Source organism: Rhodococcus maanshanensis NBRC 100610, assembly GCF_001894865.1.
Classification (GTDB): domain Bacteria; phylum Actinomycetota; class Actinomycetes; order Mycobacteriales; family Mycobacteriaceae; genus Rhodococcus_G; species Rhodococcus_G maanshanensis.
Genome location: NZ_BCXA01000017.1, coordinates 121,417 through 139,442, shown reverse-complemented (window position 1 = coordinate 139,442; position 18,026 = coordinate 121,417). Strand labels below are relative to the sequence as shown.

Genomic DNA, 18,026 nt, shown 5'->3' with positions numbered 1-18,026 from the left:
TTCGTCCCGTTCCGGAAGCATGCTAAGTATCAGTTGGTACCAGGTGACCCGGCGTGGTACCGAGGGGATATCGGGGAGTGAACTGTGACGATTGCCAATGGTGGGGTCCGCGATGACGAGCCCCTGCGAATCGCCGGTCGGTCGGTGGCGAACTGGCTGGACGCCGCAGCGACCGACCTGACCGCCGCGGTGATCGAGCGCCTCGTCGACGACCTGCCGATCTACAAGCAGCTGCCGCAGGAGGTGGTGCAGGGCGAGATCGCGGTCATCGTGCACCACAACATGGAGTTGTTCGCGACGCTCGTCCGTGAGCGCCGCCCCGGGCGCAAGGCCGAGTTCGTCGAGCAGCGGAACTCCTCGGCCAGGCGCGCGGAGGAGGGCGTCCCCCTCGATGCCGTGCTGCACGCGTACCACGTCGGGATCGGGATGGCGGCCCAGGAGCTGTTCGCCGACGCGGAACCCGGCGACATCGGCGACGTGCAGACGATCATGGTGATGGTGCTCGATTTCCTGCGTCAGCTGACCCTCGAGGTGAGTTCGTCGTACCTCGAGGAGCGCCAGATCATGGACAGTCAGGAGAACTCCGGTCGCCGTTCGCTGATGGCCGCGCTGGTCGCGGGGGAGCCCCTCGACGCGATCGCGCAGCGGACCGGGCTCCGCCTCGCCCCGCACTATCTCGCGATGAGCCTGTCGATCGGGGAGCATGCCGACGAGCGCGGCGAGGGCGTCAGCGGCACGGTGGCGGGCAGGCGAAAGCTGCGCAGGCTGCAGGCCGAGCTGGACCGGATCACCGGGGAGCCGGCGCTCACCGTCATCGACAGCGGCGGCGGAACGGCCCTGATCCCGTGCCAGGGGAACCCGCCGGAATGGGACGCGCTGCAACGGATGATCTCGCGAACACAGGCGGTGGTCGGCACCGAGATCCGGGCCGCCGCGCTGGTCGCGACGCCGGCCGAGGTGCCGGCGGCGGTTGAACAGACGGCCGAGATCATCGCGCTCATCTCGCGGTCGGGTCGCCCGCCCGGGCTGTACCGGCTGCGCGACGTGTTGCTCGAGTATCAGCTCAGCAGGCCCAGCCCCGCACACCCCGAACTGGCGGGCCTGCTCGAGCCGCTGGTCGCGCGGCCCGAGCTGATGCAGACGCTCGAGGCCTATGTGGCCAGCGGACTGAACCGCCGCGCCACGGCAACGGCGCTGCAGGTACACGCCAACACCGTCGACTACCGCATGCGGCGCGTCGCCGAGCTGACGGGGCTGAACCCGGCTGACCCCGCCGACCTCCCGCACGTGGGGGCGGCGCTGGCGGCGCGAAGGGCGCTCGGCTGAGCGGAGAGCCCTGCGGTCCGCCTCGGGCATAGTGGAGGGCTCGGCGGCGATCCGGCGCCGCGACCTCGAGGGGGATTCGATGCGGTGGGTTCGGTGGGCGGCGACGGCACTCGGATGGGCGGCGGTGCTGGCGGCCGCGGTGGGCGTCCTCGCGCACCACCTGGGCTCGACGATCACCGTGCTCGTCGTGCTGGCGTCGTTCGCGCCGTTCCTGATGGTGTGCGGGGTGGTCGGCCTCGTCGCGCTCGCCTGCGCCCGCCGGTGGGTCGGGACCGCGGTCGCGGCGGTGGTGGTGGTTGCCGCGGCGTGGACGCAGCTGCCGCTGTACCTGGGCGACCGTGCCCAGGGCGGAGACCCCGAGCTGACCGTGATGCAGGCGAACATCCTGTTCGGTCAGGGTGATCCGGAAGCCCTTGTCGCGCAGGTCCGCTCGCGTCGCGTCGATGTGCTGACGGTCAACGAGCTGACCGACGGTGCGATCCCACGGCTCGGCGCCGCCGGCCTGGACGAGGAGCTGCCGTACCGGTACCTGCGACCGATGGAGTGGGGCGGCGGCGGGACCGGGATCTGGAGCCGTCACCCGATCACCGAGGAGACCGAGCACATGGGCTTCGTGCTGAACATGGTCTCCGTTCGGGTGCACGAGCCCGAGCAGCGGCCCTTCGTGGCGGTCGCGGCGCACCCGCTGCCGCCGTGGCCCCGGCCGCAGACGACGACGTGGTCCGAGGAGATGGGACAGGTACGCGACATCCTGCAGGATCTCCGCGGGCGCGGCGAACCGGTGATCATGGGCGCCGATCTCAACGCTACCTACGATCACGCGCAGTTCCGCGCGCTGATCGGCGACGGGTACAGCGACGCGGCGGAGCAGTCCGGTGCCGGTGTCCTGCGCACCTATCCGGCGGACCGCTGGTGGCCCCCGGTGCTGGGGATCGACCACATCCTGGTCACGGGGGCGGTCGCGGTGAACGCGGAGGCGGTGGACCTGCCGGGGTCGGATCACCGGGGCGTGGTCGCGGAGATCGATCTGCGCGAGCCCGACGATCACTCCGGTTCCGACTGACCCGGTTTCGACCCCGTCCGTTCGCGGATGAGGACCGCGACGCCGTCGAGGATGCGGCCGAGCCCGAATCGGAGCGCGTGAACCGGATCGCCGGTGGACTCGAACTCGGTCCCGGCCGCCTCACCCACCCGCCCGGACACCGGGAACTCCGCGGGATCCATCAGGCGTTCGAGGGTCGGCGAGACGATGTCCCACCACTGCGCGTCGGTCAGCCCGGATCTCTCCGCGGTCGCGGCGACGCTGACGAGCAGGCGGGCGGTCCCGACCACATGGGTCAGCACCAGCGTCAGGACCGAGTCCATCTCGATGTCGGAGAGGCCGATCCCGTCCAGCGGTCGCAGCTCGGCCTCGTACTTGCGGACGGTGTTCGGGCCGAGGACCGGACGCATCCCGACCAGCTGGAGCATCCAGGGGTGGCGCTGGTAGAGGTCCCAGTTGCGCGCCGCGATGAACTCGAGGCCGCCGCGCCATCCGCCCTCGGCCCTTGCTGGTTCGTCGAGGTCCGCGTAGAGGCCGCCGAGCACGTTGTCGTGCATCAGGTCGACCAGGTCGTCCTTGCCCGGTACGTGCGTGTACAGCGACATGGCGCCGGAACCGAGCCGGTCGGCGACGCGTCTCATCGAGACCCCGTCCAGGCCCTCGGCGTCCGCGAGCTCGATGCCCGTGGCCACGATCGCCTCGACGGTGAGGCCCTTACGCCCTGCCTTCCCGCCCAACCCCCACAGCAGGTCGAGGGTGCGGGCCGGATCGGAGGGCCCCTCCTTTTTTGACGTCACGGGGACATTCTCCTCGCTTGCCCGTCAGCTCGGTCCGCGGCGCCGGTCGTTCGGGGCCGCCAGCTGGGCGGCGCAGGATTCGAGGTAGCGCTGTTCGGGGACGCTGAGGGTGTGCTTGGCCGCCGACAGGTAGTGCGTCCTGGCGCCTGCGTGGTCACCGGCCATTCTCAGCAGGTGTCCACGGACCGCATCTATGCGGTAGTGGCCCGCGATGCGTTTGTCGGTGTCGAGTTCGGCGAGGAGGGCGAGGCCCGCCTGCGGACCGTGGACCATCGCGGTCGCAACGGCACGGTTGAGGGTCGCCATCGGGTTCGGTGCGACCCGGTCGAGGATCTTGTACAGGATGAGGATCTGGTGCCAGTCCGTCCGTGCCGTGTCGGGGGCCTCCGCGTGCACCGCGGCGATGGCCGCCTGGAGCTGATAGGCCCCCACGGTGGAGTGCGCCAGTGTCTCGCTGATCAGTGCCACACCCTCGTCGATGAGGGCGTGGTCCCACAGCGTTCGATCCTGGTCGGCCAGCGGGATCATGGCGCCGGTTCCAGTGGTGCGAGCACCGCGGCGGGAGTCGGTGAGCAACATCAGCGCGAGCAACCCGGCGACCTCGCCGCCGTCGGGGCGGAGGGCGCGCACCAGGCGGGTGAGCCGGATCGCCTCGGTCGCAAGGGTTTCGCACTGCAGATCGCCGCCCGAGGTCGCGGTGTATCCCTCGTTGAAGATCAGGTAGAGCACGTGCAGGACCACCTCCAGGCGTCCCGATCTCTCGGGCTCGGGCGGCATCGAGAGCTCGGCGCCTGCCTTGGTGATCTGCTGCTTGGCCCGGCTGATCCGTTGTGCCATGGTCGCTTCGGGGACGAGGAACGCGCGGGCGATCTGCGCGGTCGTGAGTCCGCCGACCGCGCGGAGCGTGAGCGCGATCTGCGACGGTGACGACAGGCGCGGGTGGCAACACAGGAAGAAGAGCGAGAGCGTGTCGTCCGAGTGCCCCGGTGTGCCTTGGCTCGCGTCGGGAGCCGTCCGTTGGTGGTCCGGCGTCTGCGCGGCGGCGAGTTCCTCGCGCGCCCGCCGCGCGTGCTCGCTTCGCCACGAGTCGATCAGCCGACGTCGTGCGACGGTGTGTAGCCAGCCGGTCGGATCCAGCGGAACACCCTCGAGTGGCCACTGAGCGGCGGCCGCGAGGAGCGCGTCCTGCACGGCCTCCTCGCACGCATCGAACTGGCCGTGCCTGCGGACGAGCCGCGCGAGGACCTGCGGCGCACTGCGGCGCAGCAGGTCCTCGAACGCGGTGATGTCGGTCGTCACATGTCCGGCCCGCCCGAGAACATGACAGGGCGAACCTCGATGGCGAGGCCGTCGATCTTCGTGTCGGGGATCTGCATGGCGAGTTCGATCGCGCGCTCCTTGTTCTCCACGTCCACCATGTAATACCCGCCCATGTACTCCTTGGCCTCGAGATACGGGCCGTCGGTCACGGCAGGAACGCCGTCGCGGGTGCGGACGACGGTGCTGTTCGCGGGGTCCGCGAGGGCCTGGGTGATGACCATCTCGCCGGACTGCTGGATCGTCTTGATGAACTCGCCGTGTCCGGTCATGATCGCGTTCCGGTCGTCCTCGGACAGCGCCGCCATCACCTCGGGGTCGATCTGCATGATCAGCAGGTACTTCACGGAGCCTTCTCCTTCGTTCGGGTGCCCCGGTTGGCACGTCTCGCATACAGGTCGTCGCGGGTTGCCGTTTCTCTACATCGGCCCGACACCTCTTCTTTCGAGAGCCGATGTAGAGATCCGACCGCCGGTCACGACCTACCTGCGAAGGACACCGGGCCTTGCGAGCCCGGCATCGACAGGGATCAGTAGCGGAGGACCAATTGGGTGCAGCAACACCGACAGTAGTGACGGAGCGCGCGGGACGGAGGCAATGGCTGGGGTTGGCGTTGTTGGCACTGCCGACTCTGGTTGTCGCCCTGGACATCAACGCGCTGTTCCTGGCGTTGCCACAGCTGACCGCAGACCTGGGCGCGAGCGGCGTCCAGCAACTGTGGATCGCCGACATCTACGGCTTCATGGTGGCCGGCCTGGTGATCACGATGGGCACGCTCGGTGACCGGATCGGCAGGCGCAGGCTGCTTTTCATCGGAAGTGTTGGCTTCGCGATCGCCTCGACGCTGGCGGCCTACTCCACCGGTCCCGAGATGCTCATCGCGTCAAGAGTGCTGTTGGGGATCGCGGGCGCGACCATGATGCCGTCCACCCTTGCGCTGATCACGAACATGTTCCGCGACGGCAGGCAACGCGGGACGGCAATCGCCATCTGGTCCACCTGCACGTTCACCGGCGCCGCCCTCGGACCGGTCGTCGGCGGGCTGCTCCTCGCGCATTTCTGGTGGGGCGCGGTGTTCCTGATGGCGGTGCCTGCGGTCGCGGTCCTCATGATCGCGGGGCCCTTTGTGCTGCCCGAGTTCAGGAACCCGGACGCCGCACGCCTGGATCTGCCGAGTGTCGCGTTGTCGATGCTGGCGATCCTGCCGCTCGTGTACGGGGTGAAGAGGCTGACCGCCGACACGACGCCGTCGACCGTTGCGGTGTCGGCGCTGGTTCTCGGCGGCGTGTTCGCGGTCGCGTTCGTGGTGCGTCAGCTGCGGCTGGACGACCCCCTGCTGGATCTGCGGTTGTTGGGCGGCGGTTCCTTCCGGCTGATTCTGCTGGCGTTGACCCTCGCCGGGGTGGTGATGGCGGGAACGGGCCTGCTGGTGACCCAGTACCTCCAGTCGGTGCTCGGCCATTCGCCCGTCTCGGCCGCACTCTGGTTCGCGCCCATGGGATTGGCGGTGGCCCTGGGCACCACGCTCTCACCCGCGATCGCGCGGCGCGTCGAGCCGGTGACGGCGATCGCCGCGGGGCTGGCACTGTCGGCGATCGGTGCGGCGATGCTGGCCCTCGTCGGGCCCGAATCCGGTCTCGGCACGGTGATCGCGGGCATCGCGATCCTTGCGTTGGGGACGGGTCCGCTGTTCGCGCTCGGTACGGGAATCGTCATGGGCTCGGTGCCGCCCGAACGAGCCGGCTCCGCGGCATCGGTGGCGGAAACGAGCAACTATCTCGGCGGGACCCTTGGCATCGCCATCCTCGGCAGCGTCGCCGCCGGCATCTACCAACACCGGATTGCGGGGTCGATTCCTGCGGGTGTTCCCGACGCGGCCGCGACCACGGCAGGGCAGACCGTTGCCGGGGCCGCCGCGGTCGCCGCAGACCTCCCACCGGCAGCGGGCGCGGAACTCCTCGCCTCGGCACAAGCCGCGTTCACGAGCGGTCTGCACGTCGTCGGACTGATCGGCGCGGTCGTGCTCGGCGTCCAGGCCTGGCTGCTGTGGCGGGCCCGGATCGGGTAGCGGAGGGAGCGGATTGCTCACCCTTGGGTGTGTTTCGGGAGGCGGCGCGGCGGGCGAGTCTTGAATTCCAACCCCGATACCGAACCGAACGGAGCGACATCCCATGCGCCAGACCACCATGACCCGCACAGTCCTCGCCTCAGCCGCGGCGGTGGCCGCCATCGCCCTCGCCGGGGTTGGTGCCGTGTCGATCGCATCGCACACCGACCCGGGAACGGCCACGAGCGTGGACTCCCCGGCCGGGCCAGGGGGCGCGGTCGTGCCGGGCGCGGACAAGGGCCGCGCCACGGGTGGTGGTGTGGAGCCGGGGGCCGTGGTGGCACCGGTCGAGGCGGCGACGGTCCCGGGTCCGGTCGGTCCCGCGGGCCCGAACCAGGGAGGCCCGGCCGGCCCGGCCGGCCCGGCTGCCCCGGCGGGCCCGAAGCCCGGCGTGCCGGTGGCCGATCCGGTGGTCCCGCCGCAGCCGGGACCGGTGGACCCCGGACCCGTGGACCCGGGTCCGAAGCCGGGCGGTCCCGTGGTGGATCCGGTGGATCCGCCACCTGCCGCGCCGGTGTCCGATCCCGTCGTTCGGGATCACCGTGGAGACGGGGTCGACCCGAACCCGCCCGGTGGCGTGATCGTCGGGCCCTCCGATGGATCCGGACCGATCGTCCGCGACCATCGCGACCAGTCCGGACCGATCGTCCGGGATCATCGCTAGCCGCGATGCACGTCGGGACCGCACCCGGTCCGTGATGTGGGTCAACAAAGGGGTCGGTCCCCGCGCGTCGCGCGGGGACCGACCCCTTTTGTGCGCCATACTGGGCGGCCCGCTCACGTCTCGAACAGGAGTTCCCCCTTGCGTTTTCGTTCGGCCACCCGTCCGCGTCTGTTCCTGATCGCCACCGCGGTGGCTGCGCTTGCCCTGACCGGCTGCTCTGCCCCTGCGGCGGAGGCGATGCCGACCGGGAGCGCAGGCGACTCCGGTAGCGCCCAGGCCGAAGGGGTGGCCGCCACCCTCGCCACGCTGGAGACGATCCCGGTCAAGGGCCGTGCACCCAAGACGGGGTACTCGCGCGATCTGTTCGGACAATCCTGGACCGACGATGTCACCGTCGCGGGCGGCAGGAACGGATGCGACACCCGCAACGACATCCTCGCCCGCGACCTCGTCGACACCACGGTCAAGCCAGGGACCAGGAACTGCATCGTGCTCACCGGCACCCTGCACGATCCGTACACCGGCAAGTCGATCGCCTTCACCCGCGGTACGGGCACCTCGAGCGCGGTCCAGATCGACCACGTGGTTGCGCTCAGCGACGCCTGGCAGAAGGGGGCTCAGCAACTCGACGAGCCGACCCGCAGGGACTTCGCCAACGATCCGCGGAATCTGCTCGCGGTCGACGGCCCGACGAACGCACAGAAGTCGGACGGCGACGCGGCGACGTGGCTTCCGCCTGCAAAGCCGTACCGGTGCACCTACGTCTCGAAGCAGGTCGAGGTCAAGGCCGCCTACCGGCTGTGGGTCACCCAGGCGGAGAAGGACGCGATCACCCGAGTGCTTCTGTCCTGCTAGGGGACTCGGGGTCGGTGGGTGACGACCGCGACCGCGACGCCCGCGGCGACTCCGACGAGGGTGGCGATAACCCGGGCCTCCAGGAGCGCCACCGGCTCTGTCGGGTCGGCCAGTTCGGTCATCAGCATTATCAACGGCGTGAAGAACCCGATGGCCAGGCCGTAGTTGCGCATCATGAACAGCTCGGTCGGGAACATCAGGGCGACCACCAGGAGGGCGAGCACGGTCGCAGGCAGGTCCGGTAGGAGCAGTGCGGCGGCAACGCCGAGTCCGGCGACCGTGCCCAGCACGCGGTGGATGCCGCGATAGACGCGGCTGCGCGCGTCGGTGGCGGCCAGAGGAACGGCGGCGCCCGCCAGCGCCCAGTTGAGGTGACCGATCCCAAGGAGAAGTCCCACCGCACCGGCGAGGGAGAGGGCCAGCGCGTAGCGTGCGGCCTGGACCAACGCGTCCGAGGCACGCAGGTCCTCGCCTGGGCTCATCCGTCGAACGGACGTGTCCCATCGGGGCGCCCGGACGCGAATCGAACCGGATTGGCCGACGGCGATGCAGAGCAGCGCCGTCGCGGCGCAGATCGACAGCGCCGCAGTCGGCGCGACGTGGCCTGCGGGCACGGTCGCGACGGCGCCGAGCGCGAAGATCCCGAAGAACGGGCCGGCGGGCCGGAGGCCGAATCGGTCCGTCACCAGCGATCCCACTGCGGCGAAGCCGACCTCGGTGACCACGAGGACCCACGGACGGGCGTGAAGGCCCGACAACAGGATCCCGATGCCGATACCGGTCAGCAGCACCGCGCTCGCCTGCACCTGATGTCTGAGTCGCTCGCGGTGGCATTCGGACCGTCCGTACATGCCGGTGAACGATCCGAAGACGGCGTAGATGATCAGGTCGGGGCGCCCGGCCGCCACCAGCACGAGTCCGGGAACGACCAGTCCGATCGCAACCCTGCCCGCGTGCAGGTGGTCGTTCTCGACGCGGACAACGCTGAGCAGTCGAGGTGCCGGTGCCGCGCGCAAGGATGTACTCCGATCCGAGACCGGCCGCGTGGCAGCTGTACTCGTCGCTGTTCGTCGTGTCGGAAAGCGATCTCAGTCTCGCGGGGCGGCGCCATGGGTGTCCAAGACACGTTTCCGAACGCTCGATAGGCGCGGCCGATCGAGAGGGCGTCAGTCGGTGGCAGGTCCGGGCGGTACGCGGAGCGAGGCGTCGACATCGACAGCCTGCGCGGTCCGTATCAGGGCACGGGTCAGCACAGAGCCGGGCTCCGCCGCGTCGGTGACCAGCGCGACCCGAGCCCTGATCGCCGGGCCATCCAGCGCCAGCACGCGAGCGCCCGCGGGTGGGACCAGGCTGCGAAGCCAGGCCTGAGGGATGATGCTCGCCCAGCGGCCGGTGCCGATGTGGGCGAGAAGCGTGACGGCGGAATCGGTTTCGAGCTGCGGTGACGCCGCGAGGCCGCGCGTGGCCAGCGCATCGTCGATGAGCTGGCGGCCACGCATGCCCGTGTTCAGCAGGCACATCGGGAGTTCCAGCGCGTCCTGCCAGCCGATGGTGCCCGATCGGCCGGTGGGCAGTTCGCTGCCCGCGACGAGGACGTGCAGCTCCTCGTACAATGGCGTGACGAGAAGGCCGGCGGTGTCCTCCCCGTCCGGGTGGACGAGTCCGGCGTCGAGCTCGAATCGTCGGATTCTGTCGAGGATCTCGGCCGACCGCAGGCCCGATTCGAGCTGTACGCGGACGAGCGGGTGCTCCGCGCAGAACGGGTCGGTGAGCAGCGCGACGGTCGTCGACGCGGCCGGGATCACCCCGAGCCGGAGCTCGCCGGAGAGGCCGGTCTGCAGCGCCGCGACTCCTGCTTGAGCAGATCGTGGTCGGCCAGGATGCGCCGCGCCCACGGCACCAGCCGTTCGCCCTCGGGGGTGAGGCCTTCGAAGGCACGCCCGCGGCGGACCAGCGGGACCTTCAGTTCGTGCTCGAGCTTGCGGATCGCTTCCGACAGCGCCGGTTGGGACACGTAGCAGGCGCTCGCGGCGCGAGCGAAGTGTCGCTCCCGGGCGAGCGCCACGAAGTACTCGAGCTGGCGGAACTGCATGGCCTATTCGACCACGCCCCGGTACACGGCCGGGCCCCGAATTCGGCCGCCGACGGTGTCACCGCGGCCCGGATCGCCAGCCGCCCATCCCGATCATGATCAGCCTCAGCTGACGTTCGGCGCGGGTGATCACCTCGCGCTCGTCGCGCTGGTCGACCTCGAGGACGCCAACGACGGTGGACATCATGGTGCCCACGATCAGGTCGGCGGCCATTTCGAGGTCCTCGACCTCCCAGCCGGACAGGCCCGGTACCCGGGACAGGTCGATGGTGAGTTCGCTTGCGAACAAACGTAATTCGGAGGCGATGGCCCGCCTGACCTCGGCGACGCCGCCGTAGCGTTCGCGACTGAGGAACCGGAACTGGCCCTCGTGCGTGTGCACCTGCCGCAGCAGGATCTCCAGCGACGCGCCCGCGTTCTTGGCACTCGGGTCGCGACGCGCCTCGCGCAGCATCCGGCGCAGCATGCGCATGCTGTCCTCGACAAGGGCGACGCCGAGGTCGTCCATCGACGCGAAGTGCCGGTAGAACGCGGTCGGGACGATCCCGGCCGACCGCGCGACCTCGCGCAGGCTCAGGTTCGCGAAACTGCGGTCCTCCAGTAGCTCGAGGGCTCCGTCGAGGAGTGCTGCCCTTGTGCGCTCCTTGCGTTCGGCCCTGGTCTCCGGTTCGGTCACGGCAATCAGTGTATGTGTGTTCACTTGTTCTGTGTACGGATGGTCTGTAATCGGCGTCACATCGCCGTTGGGGTTGACATCTACCTGGTACTTCCTGACACACTTGTTTGTGTACGAGTGTTCACTGAAACTCTCCGAAACTCTCACCAGGAGGCCGTGGTGACCTTGCAGACCCGAACCCGGACCCGACGGCTCTCGCTGATGTCGCTGTTCGAGGCGATGGCGAGCCCGCACCAGATCGACAGGTACCTCGAGCTCGTGAACCCGATGGCGACCGTGCGCGACCTGCGGGCCGAGGTCACCGAGGTGCGCCGCACGACCGCGGACACCGTCACCCTCACGCTGCGCCCCACCCGGCAGTGGCGGGGCTTCGAGGCCGGCCAGTTCGTCCAGATCGGGGTGGTGATCGACGGTGTCCGGCACACCCGGTGCTATTCACCCGCCTGCTCACAGCACCGTTCGGACGGACACATCGAGCTCACCGTCAAGGCGCACCCGCAGGGCCTGGTGTCGCAGTACCTGCACGCCAACGCCGAGCCGGGGCTCGTGGTGAGCCTGTCTCAGGCGGACGGTGTGTTCCGAATGCCCGCCCGCAGGCCCGAGAAGATCCTGCTCATCAGCGGTGGCAGCGGCATCACGCCGGTGCTGTCGATGCTGCGCACCCTCCTCGACGAGGGGCACGACGGCGAGATCACCTTCCTGCACTACGCCGACACCGAGCGGGGCGTGGCCCATCGCGTCGAGCTGGCCCAGCTTGCGGCGGACCACGACAACCTGCGGGTGGTGCTGGCCTACACGGGTCAGTCGGACGGCGGCGATCTGCACGGCTTCTTCGGGCAGGAGCACCTCGAGGCCGCGGCGCCCTGGCACGGCGAGGCCCAGACCTACCTGTGCGGCCCGCCCGGGCTGATGCGGGGGGTTCGCGAGCACTACGACCGGATCGGGCTCGCCGAGCGGCTGCACACCGAGGAGTTCACCGCGCCGGTGGCCGTCGCCGACTCCGATGCGACCGGCCTGCTCACGTTCACCGCGTCGGGGGTGACCGCGCAGAACTCGGGGGCGAGCCTGCTCGACCAGGCGGAGGCCGCCGGTCTGACTCCCGAATTCGGGTGCCGGATGGGGATCTGCTTCTCCTGCACCGCGGTCAAGACCTCCGGCTGCACCAGGAACCTGCGTACCGGCGAGACCGACTCCGACCCGGATCAGCCGATCCAGCTGTGCATCTCGGCTGCCGTCGGCGACGTCTCCGTCGACATCTGATCACCTTCGACCAAGGAGAACTCCCATGCTCGGTTTGTCCCTCCCGACGCTGCCGTTCCTCGGCGGCGCGAAGAACGAAGAGACCACAGCCCCGATCGTGCTCAGCTACGAGCAGGTCGAGGAGATCGGACGCGAACTCGACGAGTTGCGCGCCCGGATCGTCGCCGACCTCGGCGAACAGGACCGCGAGTACATCTACAAGATCATCAAGGCGCAGCGTGGCTTCGAGGTGGCCGGCCGCGGCCTGATGTACCTCGGGTTCCTGCCGCCCTTCTGGCTCGCCGGCGTCGGCGCCCTCGGCATCTCGAAGATCCTCGACAACATGGAGATCGGCCACAACGTCATGCACGGCCAGTACGACTGGATGCGTGAACCCGGCCTGAACTCGCGGGTCTTCGAATGGGACACCGTGTGCCCCGCGGACCAATGGCGGCACTCGCACAACTACATGCACCACACCTTCACCAATATCGTCGGCCGCGACCGCGACATCGGTTACGGCATCCTGCGGATGGACGAGGCCCAGAAGTGGAATCCGTACTACCTGGGCAACCCCGTCTACGCGTTCGCGCTCATGGTCTTCTTCGAGTGGGGTGTGATGCTGCACGACCTCGAGACCGAGAACATCGTCAAGGGCAAGCGCAAGTGGCACGACGTCAAGCCGCTGCTGCAGGGCATGTGGCGCAAGGCCGGTCGTCAGGTCCTCAAGGACTACCTCGTGTTCCCGGCCCTGACCGGCCCGCTGTTCGTGACCACCCTGCTCGGTAACGCGAGCGCCAACCTGGTCCGCAACCTGTGGACGTACTCGATCATCTTCTGCGGGCACTTCCCGACGGGAGTGCAGACCTTCAGCGAGGAGGAGACCGCGGAGGAGACCCAGGGGCAGTGGTATGTGCGCCAGATGCTCGGCAGCGCGAACATCGAGGGGAGTCCGCTGTTCCACATCATGTCCGGAAACCTCTCGCACCAGATCGAGCACCACCTGTTCCCCGACATCCCGGCGCACCGCTATCCCGAGATGGCGCCGCACGTGCGGGCGCTGTGCGAGAAGCACGGTCTGCCGTACAACACCGGTGGCTTCTTCAAGCAGATCGGATCGGTGTGGGGCAAGATCTTCAAGCTCGCGTTGCCGCCGTTCCTCACCCGATCCGAGTCGGCTCCCGGTGTTATCGTCGAACGTCAGAAGGCCACAGCGTGAGAGGTGACGCGTCCATGGTGAGCAAGTTCGAGCGACGCAAGGACACCGTGCAGGAGCTGACCGAGTCCGGGGCCACGCACGTCGGCAAGATCGCGATGATCATCGCAGGGGCGGTCCGGGACGTGACCCGCGAGATCGGGGACTGGATCACCGACGGCATCGAGATGCGCGAGGCGTCGAAGCGGGCGCAGGCGGACGCAGCCGACGAGGAACCGGACGTCCCGGCGGGCGAGGCGGACGTCGACGACGGCCCCGCAGGCAAGTAGTCGCCGCCCGTCTGCGGCACCCGGCACCCGGCGCGTGATAATTGATCCAGCTGATGATGATCGGCGGGACGATGACACGCGCCCGCCTGGAGTAGTGGATGCGGAGAACGGCGATGAGTGAGGCAGTTCAGGTCGGCGACCTGGTGCATATTTCGGATACCGCCGGCACCTGGGCGGTGGAGGAGATCCGGTCCGGGATCGCCCTGCTGCGCGGCAGCGACGACAAGCGGATCTCCTCACGCCTGCACAAGCTGACGGTGGTTCGCAAGGGCGCGACGAAGTAGGGACCTGGCTGGCGCCGACCTAGGGCGTCGCCATGAACTTGTCGAAGGCGGGCAGCACGTTCGGGTTGGAGTCCTTGATCCCGTTCATGGCACCCACGCCTGCGCCGATCACGCCGCCCACGATGCACCCGGCGATGAAGTTGGGAAAGATCGACAGGCAGCCGATGCCCGCGCCGACGCCGAGCCCGATGAGTGCGCCCTGCCCGCCGCCGTTGTTCCAGCCGACGGCGACCTCGGTTGCGAAGGCGTCGAAGGCGGATTGCTTGGTGGGATTGTCGGGCCAGATCGCGTCCGAGACGGCCTCGGCGCCGGGGGGTGGCGGCACCGCGGGTTCGGCGTAGGCGGTTCCGGCGCCGGCGCCGAGGGCGACGACCACGAGCGCAGACGCGGCAAGAGATTTGGTCGGATTCATTGCAGGACTCCAATACTGGTTTGGATGGCCATGATCCAATTCAGTCGCCGGAGTGTCGGCTGGTCTTGTCGGCGGCTGGGGGCGACGGACTTCGCGCAGGAACGAGAGCTCGGATCGCGCCGTACGGTGCGGCCACTTCCATAGCGCACCTCCACGGAGTCGCCAAGAGTCAGGTAAAAACACTAGCGCGGTGGTCGCCTGCCCACGACTGGAACAGCGGAGATCGCCTTCCGCCGACCGCGGCCACCAGCTCACTGTGACGAGAAAAGGCCCCCGACCCGTGGGTCGAGAGCCTTTCCTGCAGGAGGGTCGATCACGACCCGAGGCTGCCTCCGCCGAGGCTGCCGAGGGGGCCTGCGCCTCCTCCGCCGCCCTGCATGCCGCCCATCATGTCCATCACCTTGCTCATGAGATCGATCAGCTTCTCGAGCATTTCGAGGTCCATCTTTTGCCGCCTTCATGGGGTAGTTCGTGGTGTGAGCGGTGTGATCGCAACTGAACGCGAGGCGCACCAGTCGAGCAATTCCCGCCCACCGCTCGAGAGGACGGCAACGCCGTTCTGACTTCCGTCGATCGCGCGGGGCGATCCGGAATCCTTGGGCGCGATCAGGGAACGCGCGGTCGCGGCGGCGGTGGCGAGCGGCAGGTGGCCACCGCGAAATGCCCGCGGTCTGGTCCACTGCCCGCTCCGGCGCGCCGTGCGACGTCATTGTCCGTCATGGGGACTCACCTCAACCCTGTATATCGCCGGGTCTCGGTTCAATGTTGCAGGAATCCGCCACCGATTTTGGGTGATTGCGGTCGGCGGTGTGGCCGGGCCTCGGCGGTCACCCGTTTTGGGGGATGCCGTCCGCGCCGCGGGAGCCGAGGCTGGGAGCCGGACGACAACCCCAATGGAGGAACCCCATGGCCATGGACACATTCGCTCTGCTTGCGGCGGTCTACGACTCGGAGGACGCCGCGATCGCCGACTACGACGCCGTGCACGACCTCTATGTCGAGGCCCACCTGGTCGACACCTACGACGCGGCCGTCATCACGCGGACCGACAAGGGCAAGGTCAAGATCGTCAAGAAGCACGAGCAGCCGACCCGGCAGGGCGCCTGGGGCGGGCTCGGCATCGGCCTGGTCGGCGGCGCGCTGGTCGCCCTCTTCCCGGCCGTCGGGCTCGGGGCCGGGTTGTTGCTGGGCGGCGCGGGCGGCGCGGGCCTCGGGGCCCTCGGCGGGCACGTCGCGGCGGGGATGAGCCGCTCCGACCTCAAGGAGGTGGGTGAACTGCTCGACGAGGGTGAGAGCGGGCTGATCGTCGTTGCGGCGACGGATCTCGAGGCGCGCGTCGAGAGGGCGCTCAAACGCGCAGCCAAGGTGACCAAGAAGCAGCTCGAGGCGGATCTCGAGCAGGTCAGCAAGGAGATCGACGAGGCCTCCAAGTCCTGATCCGTTGCGCCGGTGTCGTCGTCCCGGCGTAACCATGAGTCCGTTGCGGGACCGATCCCTTTCTCGGGGTCGGTCCCGCGTTCGCGTTCAGAATGCCGACCGGTGACCGCACGGATCTCGACACTCACAGACAACGAGGCTTGACCCTGACACAGTGTCAAGGATTCGAATGGTCGACGAAGGAGGTGGTTGTCGTGTACACAACCAACCACGGTGGGCCGAATGCTCACTTCGTCGATGCTCTGGCCGCGGCCGACCCGTCGGTTCGGCTGCAGGCGGCGCTCGCCGCAGGCACGACCCCCGACCCCCGACTCGCGGACACTCTCGTGGCTCGGTGCGCCGTCGAGCCGGACTTCTTCGTCCGGGACATGCTGACCTGGGCCTTGTGCCGCCTGCCCGCCGAGATCACGGTGCCCGTGCTGATCGACGAGCTCGGATCCGACACCCCACAGGCCCGCAGTCAGGCGCTGCACACCCTGTCCAAGATCGGGGATCGGTTCGCCTGGCCTGCGGTGTCGGCGCTGCTGCACGACGAGCACGACGAGGTCGCGCGGAGCGCGTGGCGGGCGGCCGCGGTTCTCGTGCCCCCCGGCGACGAGGCAGGGCTGGCCGACGATCTGGCGACCGAGCTCGGACGGGGAGACCACCACATGCAGCTCAGTCTGAGCCGTGCGCTGGTGGCGCTCGGGGAGGGCGTCGTCCCGGTCCTCGCGGCGGCCGGGGCGAGTCCCGATCCGCGGATTCGTGCGCATGCGGGCGCCACGCAGCAGTTGATTCGCGACCCCGACAGCGGCTTCACCCTCGCTGTCGAGATGGCGAAGCGCGTCGCGGTCGCCGGCCCGGACACGTAGTGAGGAGGAGACGGGGATGTTGATCGGTGAGGTCTCCCGGCGTTGCGGTGTCAGCACTCGGATGCTGCGCCATTACGACACGTTGGGGCTGGTGACGCCAACGGGCCGCACGTCAGGCGGCTACCGCGAGTACTCCGCCGACGACATCCGCCGGCTCTTCCACGTCGAGAGCCTGAGGACCCTTGGGCTCTCGTTGAACGAGGCCAAGCGCGCACTGGACGAGCCGGACTTCGCGCCCGCCGACCTGGTGGGGGACCTCATCCGGCACACGCGCCAGCGGATCGCTGCCGAGGAGGAACTGCTCACGAAGCTCGAACACGTCGACGCCGCCGCACCGGCGGAATGGGACGACGCCCTGCACATCGTCACTTTGCTGCGCGCGCTCGAATCGGAGTCCGCGGCGCGCCGTCAACAGGCGATCCTGTCTCAGGGAGACAAGTCGTCGCTGCCCGTCGAAGCGCTGGTCGAGGCCTTGCTGTCGGAGGACGACCCCAATGTGGCCGGGGCGCTGCGGTGGTCGTTGGCGCGGGCCGCCGGTCCGGGGCTCACAGCTCTTGCCGTTGGTCTCGCCTCGGAGACGGTCGACGTCCGGCGCCGCGCGACCGCGGCCATAGCGGTAGTGCACACCGAGGAGGCGGCGGTACTCCTGAGACGAGCCCTCGATGATTCGGACGCCACGGTCCGCGGATACGCGGCCCTGGCTCTCGGCTCTCGCGGGAACGTCGATTCCGTGCCCGCCCTCCTCGAGATGGTTGTCGTGGGGCGGCGCGATGTCGAGGCTGCCGAGGTGTTGGGCCTGCTGGCCGAGCTGTCGCCCGCGGCAGACGACCTCGTCGAGGTCATGCAGGACCAGATCGACAAGACCGATGATGCGCCGACACGGTTGCGGATCACGCAGGCCCTTGCCGAGATTCCCGGCACGGCGGCACGGAGGGCCCTCACCCGACTGACCCGTGACGGCGACCGGACGATCGCGTCCACGGCGGCGGCGATCGTGAACACGCAGGACCGCAGTCGAAGACAGCGATCACCCAAAGTTGCTGAAAAGTAGCAACATTCGCATCGCCTCGAATCGGCGATGGACTTCCCACTGATCTGGTGGCTCATGCCCTAGGGGTTCATTCCGGGCGACGTCGGGCCGGTGACGCGATCAGGATCTGCCCTACCAGAGCTCCGGCGCGACAGACGCCAGCCAGTTCCGAATCTCTGCGGGCAGTTCTTCCAAGTATCACCACATCGAGATCGTCTCCAGACGGAACGCCAACGGGACGGGGCCGTGCTCGAAACCGGAAACAGGGTGTGACCTGAATCAAAGGTGTGCCCCCGGCAGGAATCGAACCTGCGACCTAGAGATTAGAAGGCTCTTGCTCTATCCAACTGAGCTACGGAGGCGTGATCCGTGACCGGATCGGCTCCGGAGTCTACCGGTAGGTCTGCGCAAT

General features: G+C 68.9%; 19 protein-coding genes, 1 tRNA gene and 1 pseudogene. 12 read left to right on the top strand and 9 right to left on the bottom strand.

Annotated features, from left to right (window positions below; genetic code table 11):
• The first annotated feature begins 84 nt into the window (after positions 1-84).
• The gene (locus tag RM1_RS09800) at positions 85-1,326 is read left to right on the top strand and encodes a PucR family transcriptional regulator (RefSeq protein WP_218019689.1); all 1,242 of its coding nucleotides are present in this window, start codon (positions 85-87) and stop codon (positions 1,324-1,326) included.
• 79 nt (positions 1,327-1,405) lie between these two features.
• Positions 1,406-2,389: an endonuclease/exonuclease/phosphatase family protein gene (locus tag RM1_RS09795; RefSeq protein ID WP_072751130.1), complete on the top strand. Its 984-nt coding sequence runs from the start codon at positions 1,406-1,408 to the stop codon at positions 2,387-2,389.
• On the opposite strand, the gene RM1_RS09790 is transcribed toward RM1_RS09795, so the two are convergent.
• Genes RM1_RS09790 through RM1_RS09780 form a run of 3 tightly spaced genes read right to left on the bottom strand, consistent with a single transcriptional unit; the run spans position 2,371 to position 4,829 of the window.
• The gene (locus tag RM1_RS09790; protein ID WP_072751100.1) at positions 2,371-3,165 is read right to left on the bottom strand and encodes a TetR/AcrR family transcriptional regulator; all 795 of its coding nucleotides are present in this window, start codon (positions 3,163-3,165) and stop codon (positions 2,371-2,373) included. The genes RM1_RS09795 and RM1_RS09790 overlap by 19 nt on opposite strands.
• Positions 3,166-3,189: 24 nt before the next feature.
• Positions 3,190-4,464, bottom strand: a complete 1,275-nt coding sequence (locus RM1_RS09785; RefSeq protein WP_092667844.1) for an RNA polymerase sigma factor — start codon at positions 4,462-4,464, stop codon at positions 3,190-3,192.
• A complete protein-coding gene (locus tag RM1_RS09780; RefSeq protein ID WP_027499826.1) occupies positions 4,461-4,829 on the bottom strand; it encodes a YciI family protein in 369 nt (122 codons plus the stop codon). The genes RM1_RS09785 and RM1_RS09780 overlap by 4 nt, the downstream gene beginning before the upstream one ends.
• Positions 4,830-5,098: 269 nt before the next feature.
• On the opposite strand from RM1_RS09780, the gene RM1_RS09775 reads away from it, so the two are divergent.
• The 3 genes from RM1_RS09775 (at position 5,099) to RM1_RS09765 (ending at position 8,108) form a co-directional block, all read left to right on the top strand.
• Entirely contained in the window at positions 5,099-6,550 is a 1,452-nt protein-coding gene (locus tag RM1_RS09775; RefSeq protein WP_218019688.1) for an MFS transporter, read from the top strand.
• Positions 6,551-6,653: 103 nt separating this feature from the next.
• Positions 6,654-7,253, top strand: a complete 600-nt coding sequence (locus RM1_RS26565) for a hypothetical protein (protein WP_072751098.1) — start codon at positions 6,654-6,656, stop codon at positions 7,251-7,253.
• Between the two features lie 138 nt (positions 7,254-7,391).
• The gene (locus tag RM1_RS09765; protein ID WP_072751097.1) at positions 7,392-8,108 is read left to right on the top strand and encodes an HNH endonuclease family protein; all 717 of its coding nucleotides are present in this window, start codon (positions 7,392-7,394) and stop codon (positions 8,106-8,108) included.
• On the opposite strand, the gene RM1_RS09760 is transcribed toward RM1_RS09765, so the two are convergent.
• The 3 genes and pseudogenes from RM1_RS09760 to RM1_RS09750 form a co-directional block, all read right to left on the bottom strand.
• Positions 8,105-9,124: an FUSC family protein gene (locus RM1_RS09760; RefSeq protein WP_072751096.1), complete on the bottom strand. Its 1,020-nt coding sequence runs from the start codon at positions 9,122-9,124 to the stop codon at positions 8,105-8,107. The genes RM1_RS09765 and RM1_RS09760 overlap by 4 nt on opposite strands.
• A 150-nt stretch (positions 9,125-9,274) precedes the next feature.
• Positions 9,275-10,200, bottom strand: a pseudogene (locus RM1_RS09755) (LysR family transcriptional regulator).
• 58 nt (positions 10,201-10,258) lie between these two features.
• Positions 10,259-10,876 (bottom strand): TetR family transcriptional regulator, encoded by a 618-nt coding sequence (locus RM1_RS09750; RefSeq protein WP_083576623.1) that lies wholly within the window; start codon positions 10,874-10,876, stop codon positions 10,259-10,261.
• Between the two features lie 201 nt (positions 10,877-11,077).
• Between RM1_RS09750 and RM1_RS09745 the strand changes: the two genes are divergently transcribed.
• The 4 genes from RM1_RS09745 to RM1_RS26385 all read left to right on the top strand — a co-directional run bounded on the left by RM1_RS09745 (position 11,078) and on the right by RM1_RS26385 (position 13,884).
• Positions 11,078-12,136 (top strand): ferredoxin reductase, encoded by a 1,059-nt coding sequence (locus RM1_RS09745; protein ID WP_245816188.1) that lies wholly within the window; start codon positions 11,078-11,080, stop codon positions 12,134-12,136.
• Between the two features lie 25 nt (positions 12,137-12,161).
• Entirely contained in the window at positions 12,162-13,334 is a 1,173-nt protein-coding gene (locus RM1_RS09740) for a fatty acid desaturase family protein (protein WP_072751094.1), read from the top strand.
• A 14-nt stretch (positions 13,335-13,348) separates the two neighbouring features.
• Entirely contained in the window at positions 13,349-13,600 is a 252-nt protein-coding gene (locus RM1_RS09735; RefSeq protein WP_072751093.1) for a hypothetical protein, read from the top strand.
• 113 nt (positions 13,601-13,713) lie between these two features.
• Entirely contained in the window at positions 13,714-13,884 is a 171-nt protein-coding gene (locus RM1_RS26385) for a hypothetical protein (protein WP_169310514.1), read from the top strand.
• 19 nt (positions 13,885-13,903) lie between these two features.
• On the opposite strand, the gene RM1_RS09730 is transcribed toward RM1_RS26385, so the two are convergent.
• Both RM1_RS09730 and RM1_RS27025 read right to left on the bottom strand, forming a co-directional pair.
• Complete coding sequence (locus tag RM1_RS09730; RefSeq protein ID WP_027499836.1) at positions 13,904-14,296, bottom strand: hypothetical protein; 393 nt, start codon at positions 14,294-14,296, stop codon at positions 13,904-13,906.
• Between the two features lie 313 nt (positions 14,297-14,609).
• A complete protein-coding gene (locus RM1_RS27025; RefSeq protein WP_269321294.1) occupies positions 14,610-14,741 on the bottom strand; it encodes a hypothetical protein in 132 nt (43 codons plus the stop codon).
• A gap of 461 nt (positions 14,742-15,202) precedes the next feature.
• Here RM1_RS27025 and RM1_RS09725 point away from each other — a divergent pair, with 461 nt between their 5' ends.
• From RM1_RS09725 to RM1_RS09715, 3 genes are all read left to right on the top strand, one after another.
• Complete coding sequence (locus RM1_RS09725; protein ID WP_072751092.1) at positions 15,203-15,733, top strand: DUF1269 domain-containing protein; 531 nt, start codon at positions 15,203-15,205, stop codon at positions 15,731-15,733.
• A 185-nt stretch (positions 15,734-15,918) separates the two neighbouring features.
• Positions 15,919-16,584: a HEAT repeat domain-containing protein gene (locus RM1_RS09720; RefSeq protein WP_072751091.1), complete on the top strand. Its 666-nt coding sequence runs from the start codon at positions 15,919-15,921 to the stop codon at positions 16,582-16,584.
• A gap of 16 nt (positions 16,585-16,600) precedes the next feature.
• Entirely contained in the window at positions 16,601-17,635 is a 1,035-nt protein-coding gene (locus RM1_RS09715; protein WP_072751090.1) for a MerR family transcriptional regulator, read from the top strand.
• Positions 17,636-17,902: 267 nt separating this feature from the next.
• On the opposite strand, the gene RM1_RS09710 is transcribed toward RM1_RS09715, so the two are convergent.
• A tRNA-Arg gene (locus RM1_RS09710) sits at positions 17,903-17,976 on the bottom strand.
• Between the last annotated feature and the right edge of the window lie 50 nt (positions 17,977-18,026).

Coding starts and splice junctions, on each gene's coding strand:
- RM1_RS09795 (WP_072751130.1), top strand. CDS start 1,406: ATGCGGTGGGTTCGGTGGGCGGCGACGGCACTCGGATGGGCGGCGGTG.
- RM1_RS26565 (WP_072751098.1), top strand. CDS start 6,654: ATGCGCCAGACCACCATGACCCGCACAGTCCTCGCCTCAGCCGCGGCG.
- RM1_RS09745 (WP_245816188.1), top strand. CDS start 11,078: ATGTCGCTGTTCGAGGCGATGGCGAGCCCGCACCAGATCGACAGGTAC.
- RM1_RS09740 (WP_072751094.1), top strand. CDS start 12,162: ATGCTCGGTTTGTCCCTCCCGACGCTGCCGTTCCTCGGCGGCGCGAAG.
- RM1_RS09735 (WP_072751093.1), top strand. CDS start 13,349: ATGGTGAGCAAGTTCGAGCGACGCAAGGACACCGTGCAGGAGCTGACC.
- RM1_RS26385 (WP_169310514.1), top strand. CDS start 13,714: ATGAGTGAGGCAGTTCAGGTCGGCGACCTGGTGCATATTTCGGATACC.
- RM1_RS09730 (WP_027499836.1), bottom strand. CDS start 14,296: ATGAATCCGACCAAATCTCTTGCCGCGTCTGCGCTCGTGGTCGTCGCC.
- RM1_RS27025 (WP_269321294.1), bottom strand. CDS start 14,741: ATGGACCTCGAAATGCTCGAGAAGCTGATCGATCTCATGAGCAAGGTG.
- RM1_RS09725 (WP_072751092.1), top strand. CDS start 15,203: ATGGCCATGGACACATTCGCTCTGCTTGCGGCGGTCTACGACTCGGAG.
- RM1_RS09715 (WP_072751090.1), top strand. CDS start 16,601: ATGTTGATCGGTGAGGTCTCCCGGCGTTGCGGTGTCAGCACTCGGATG.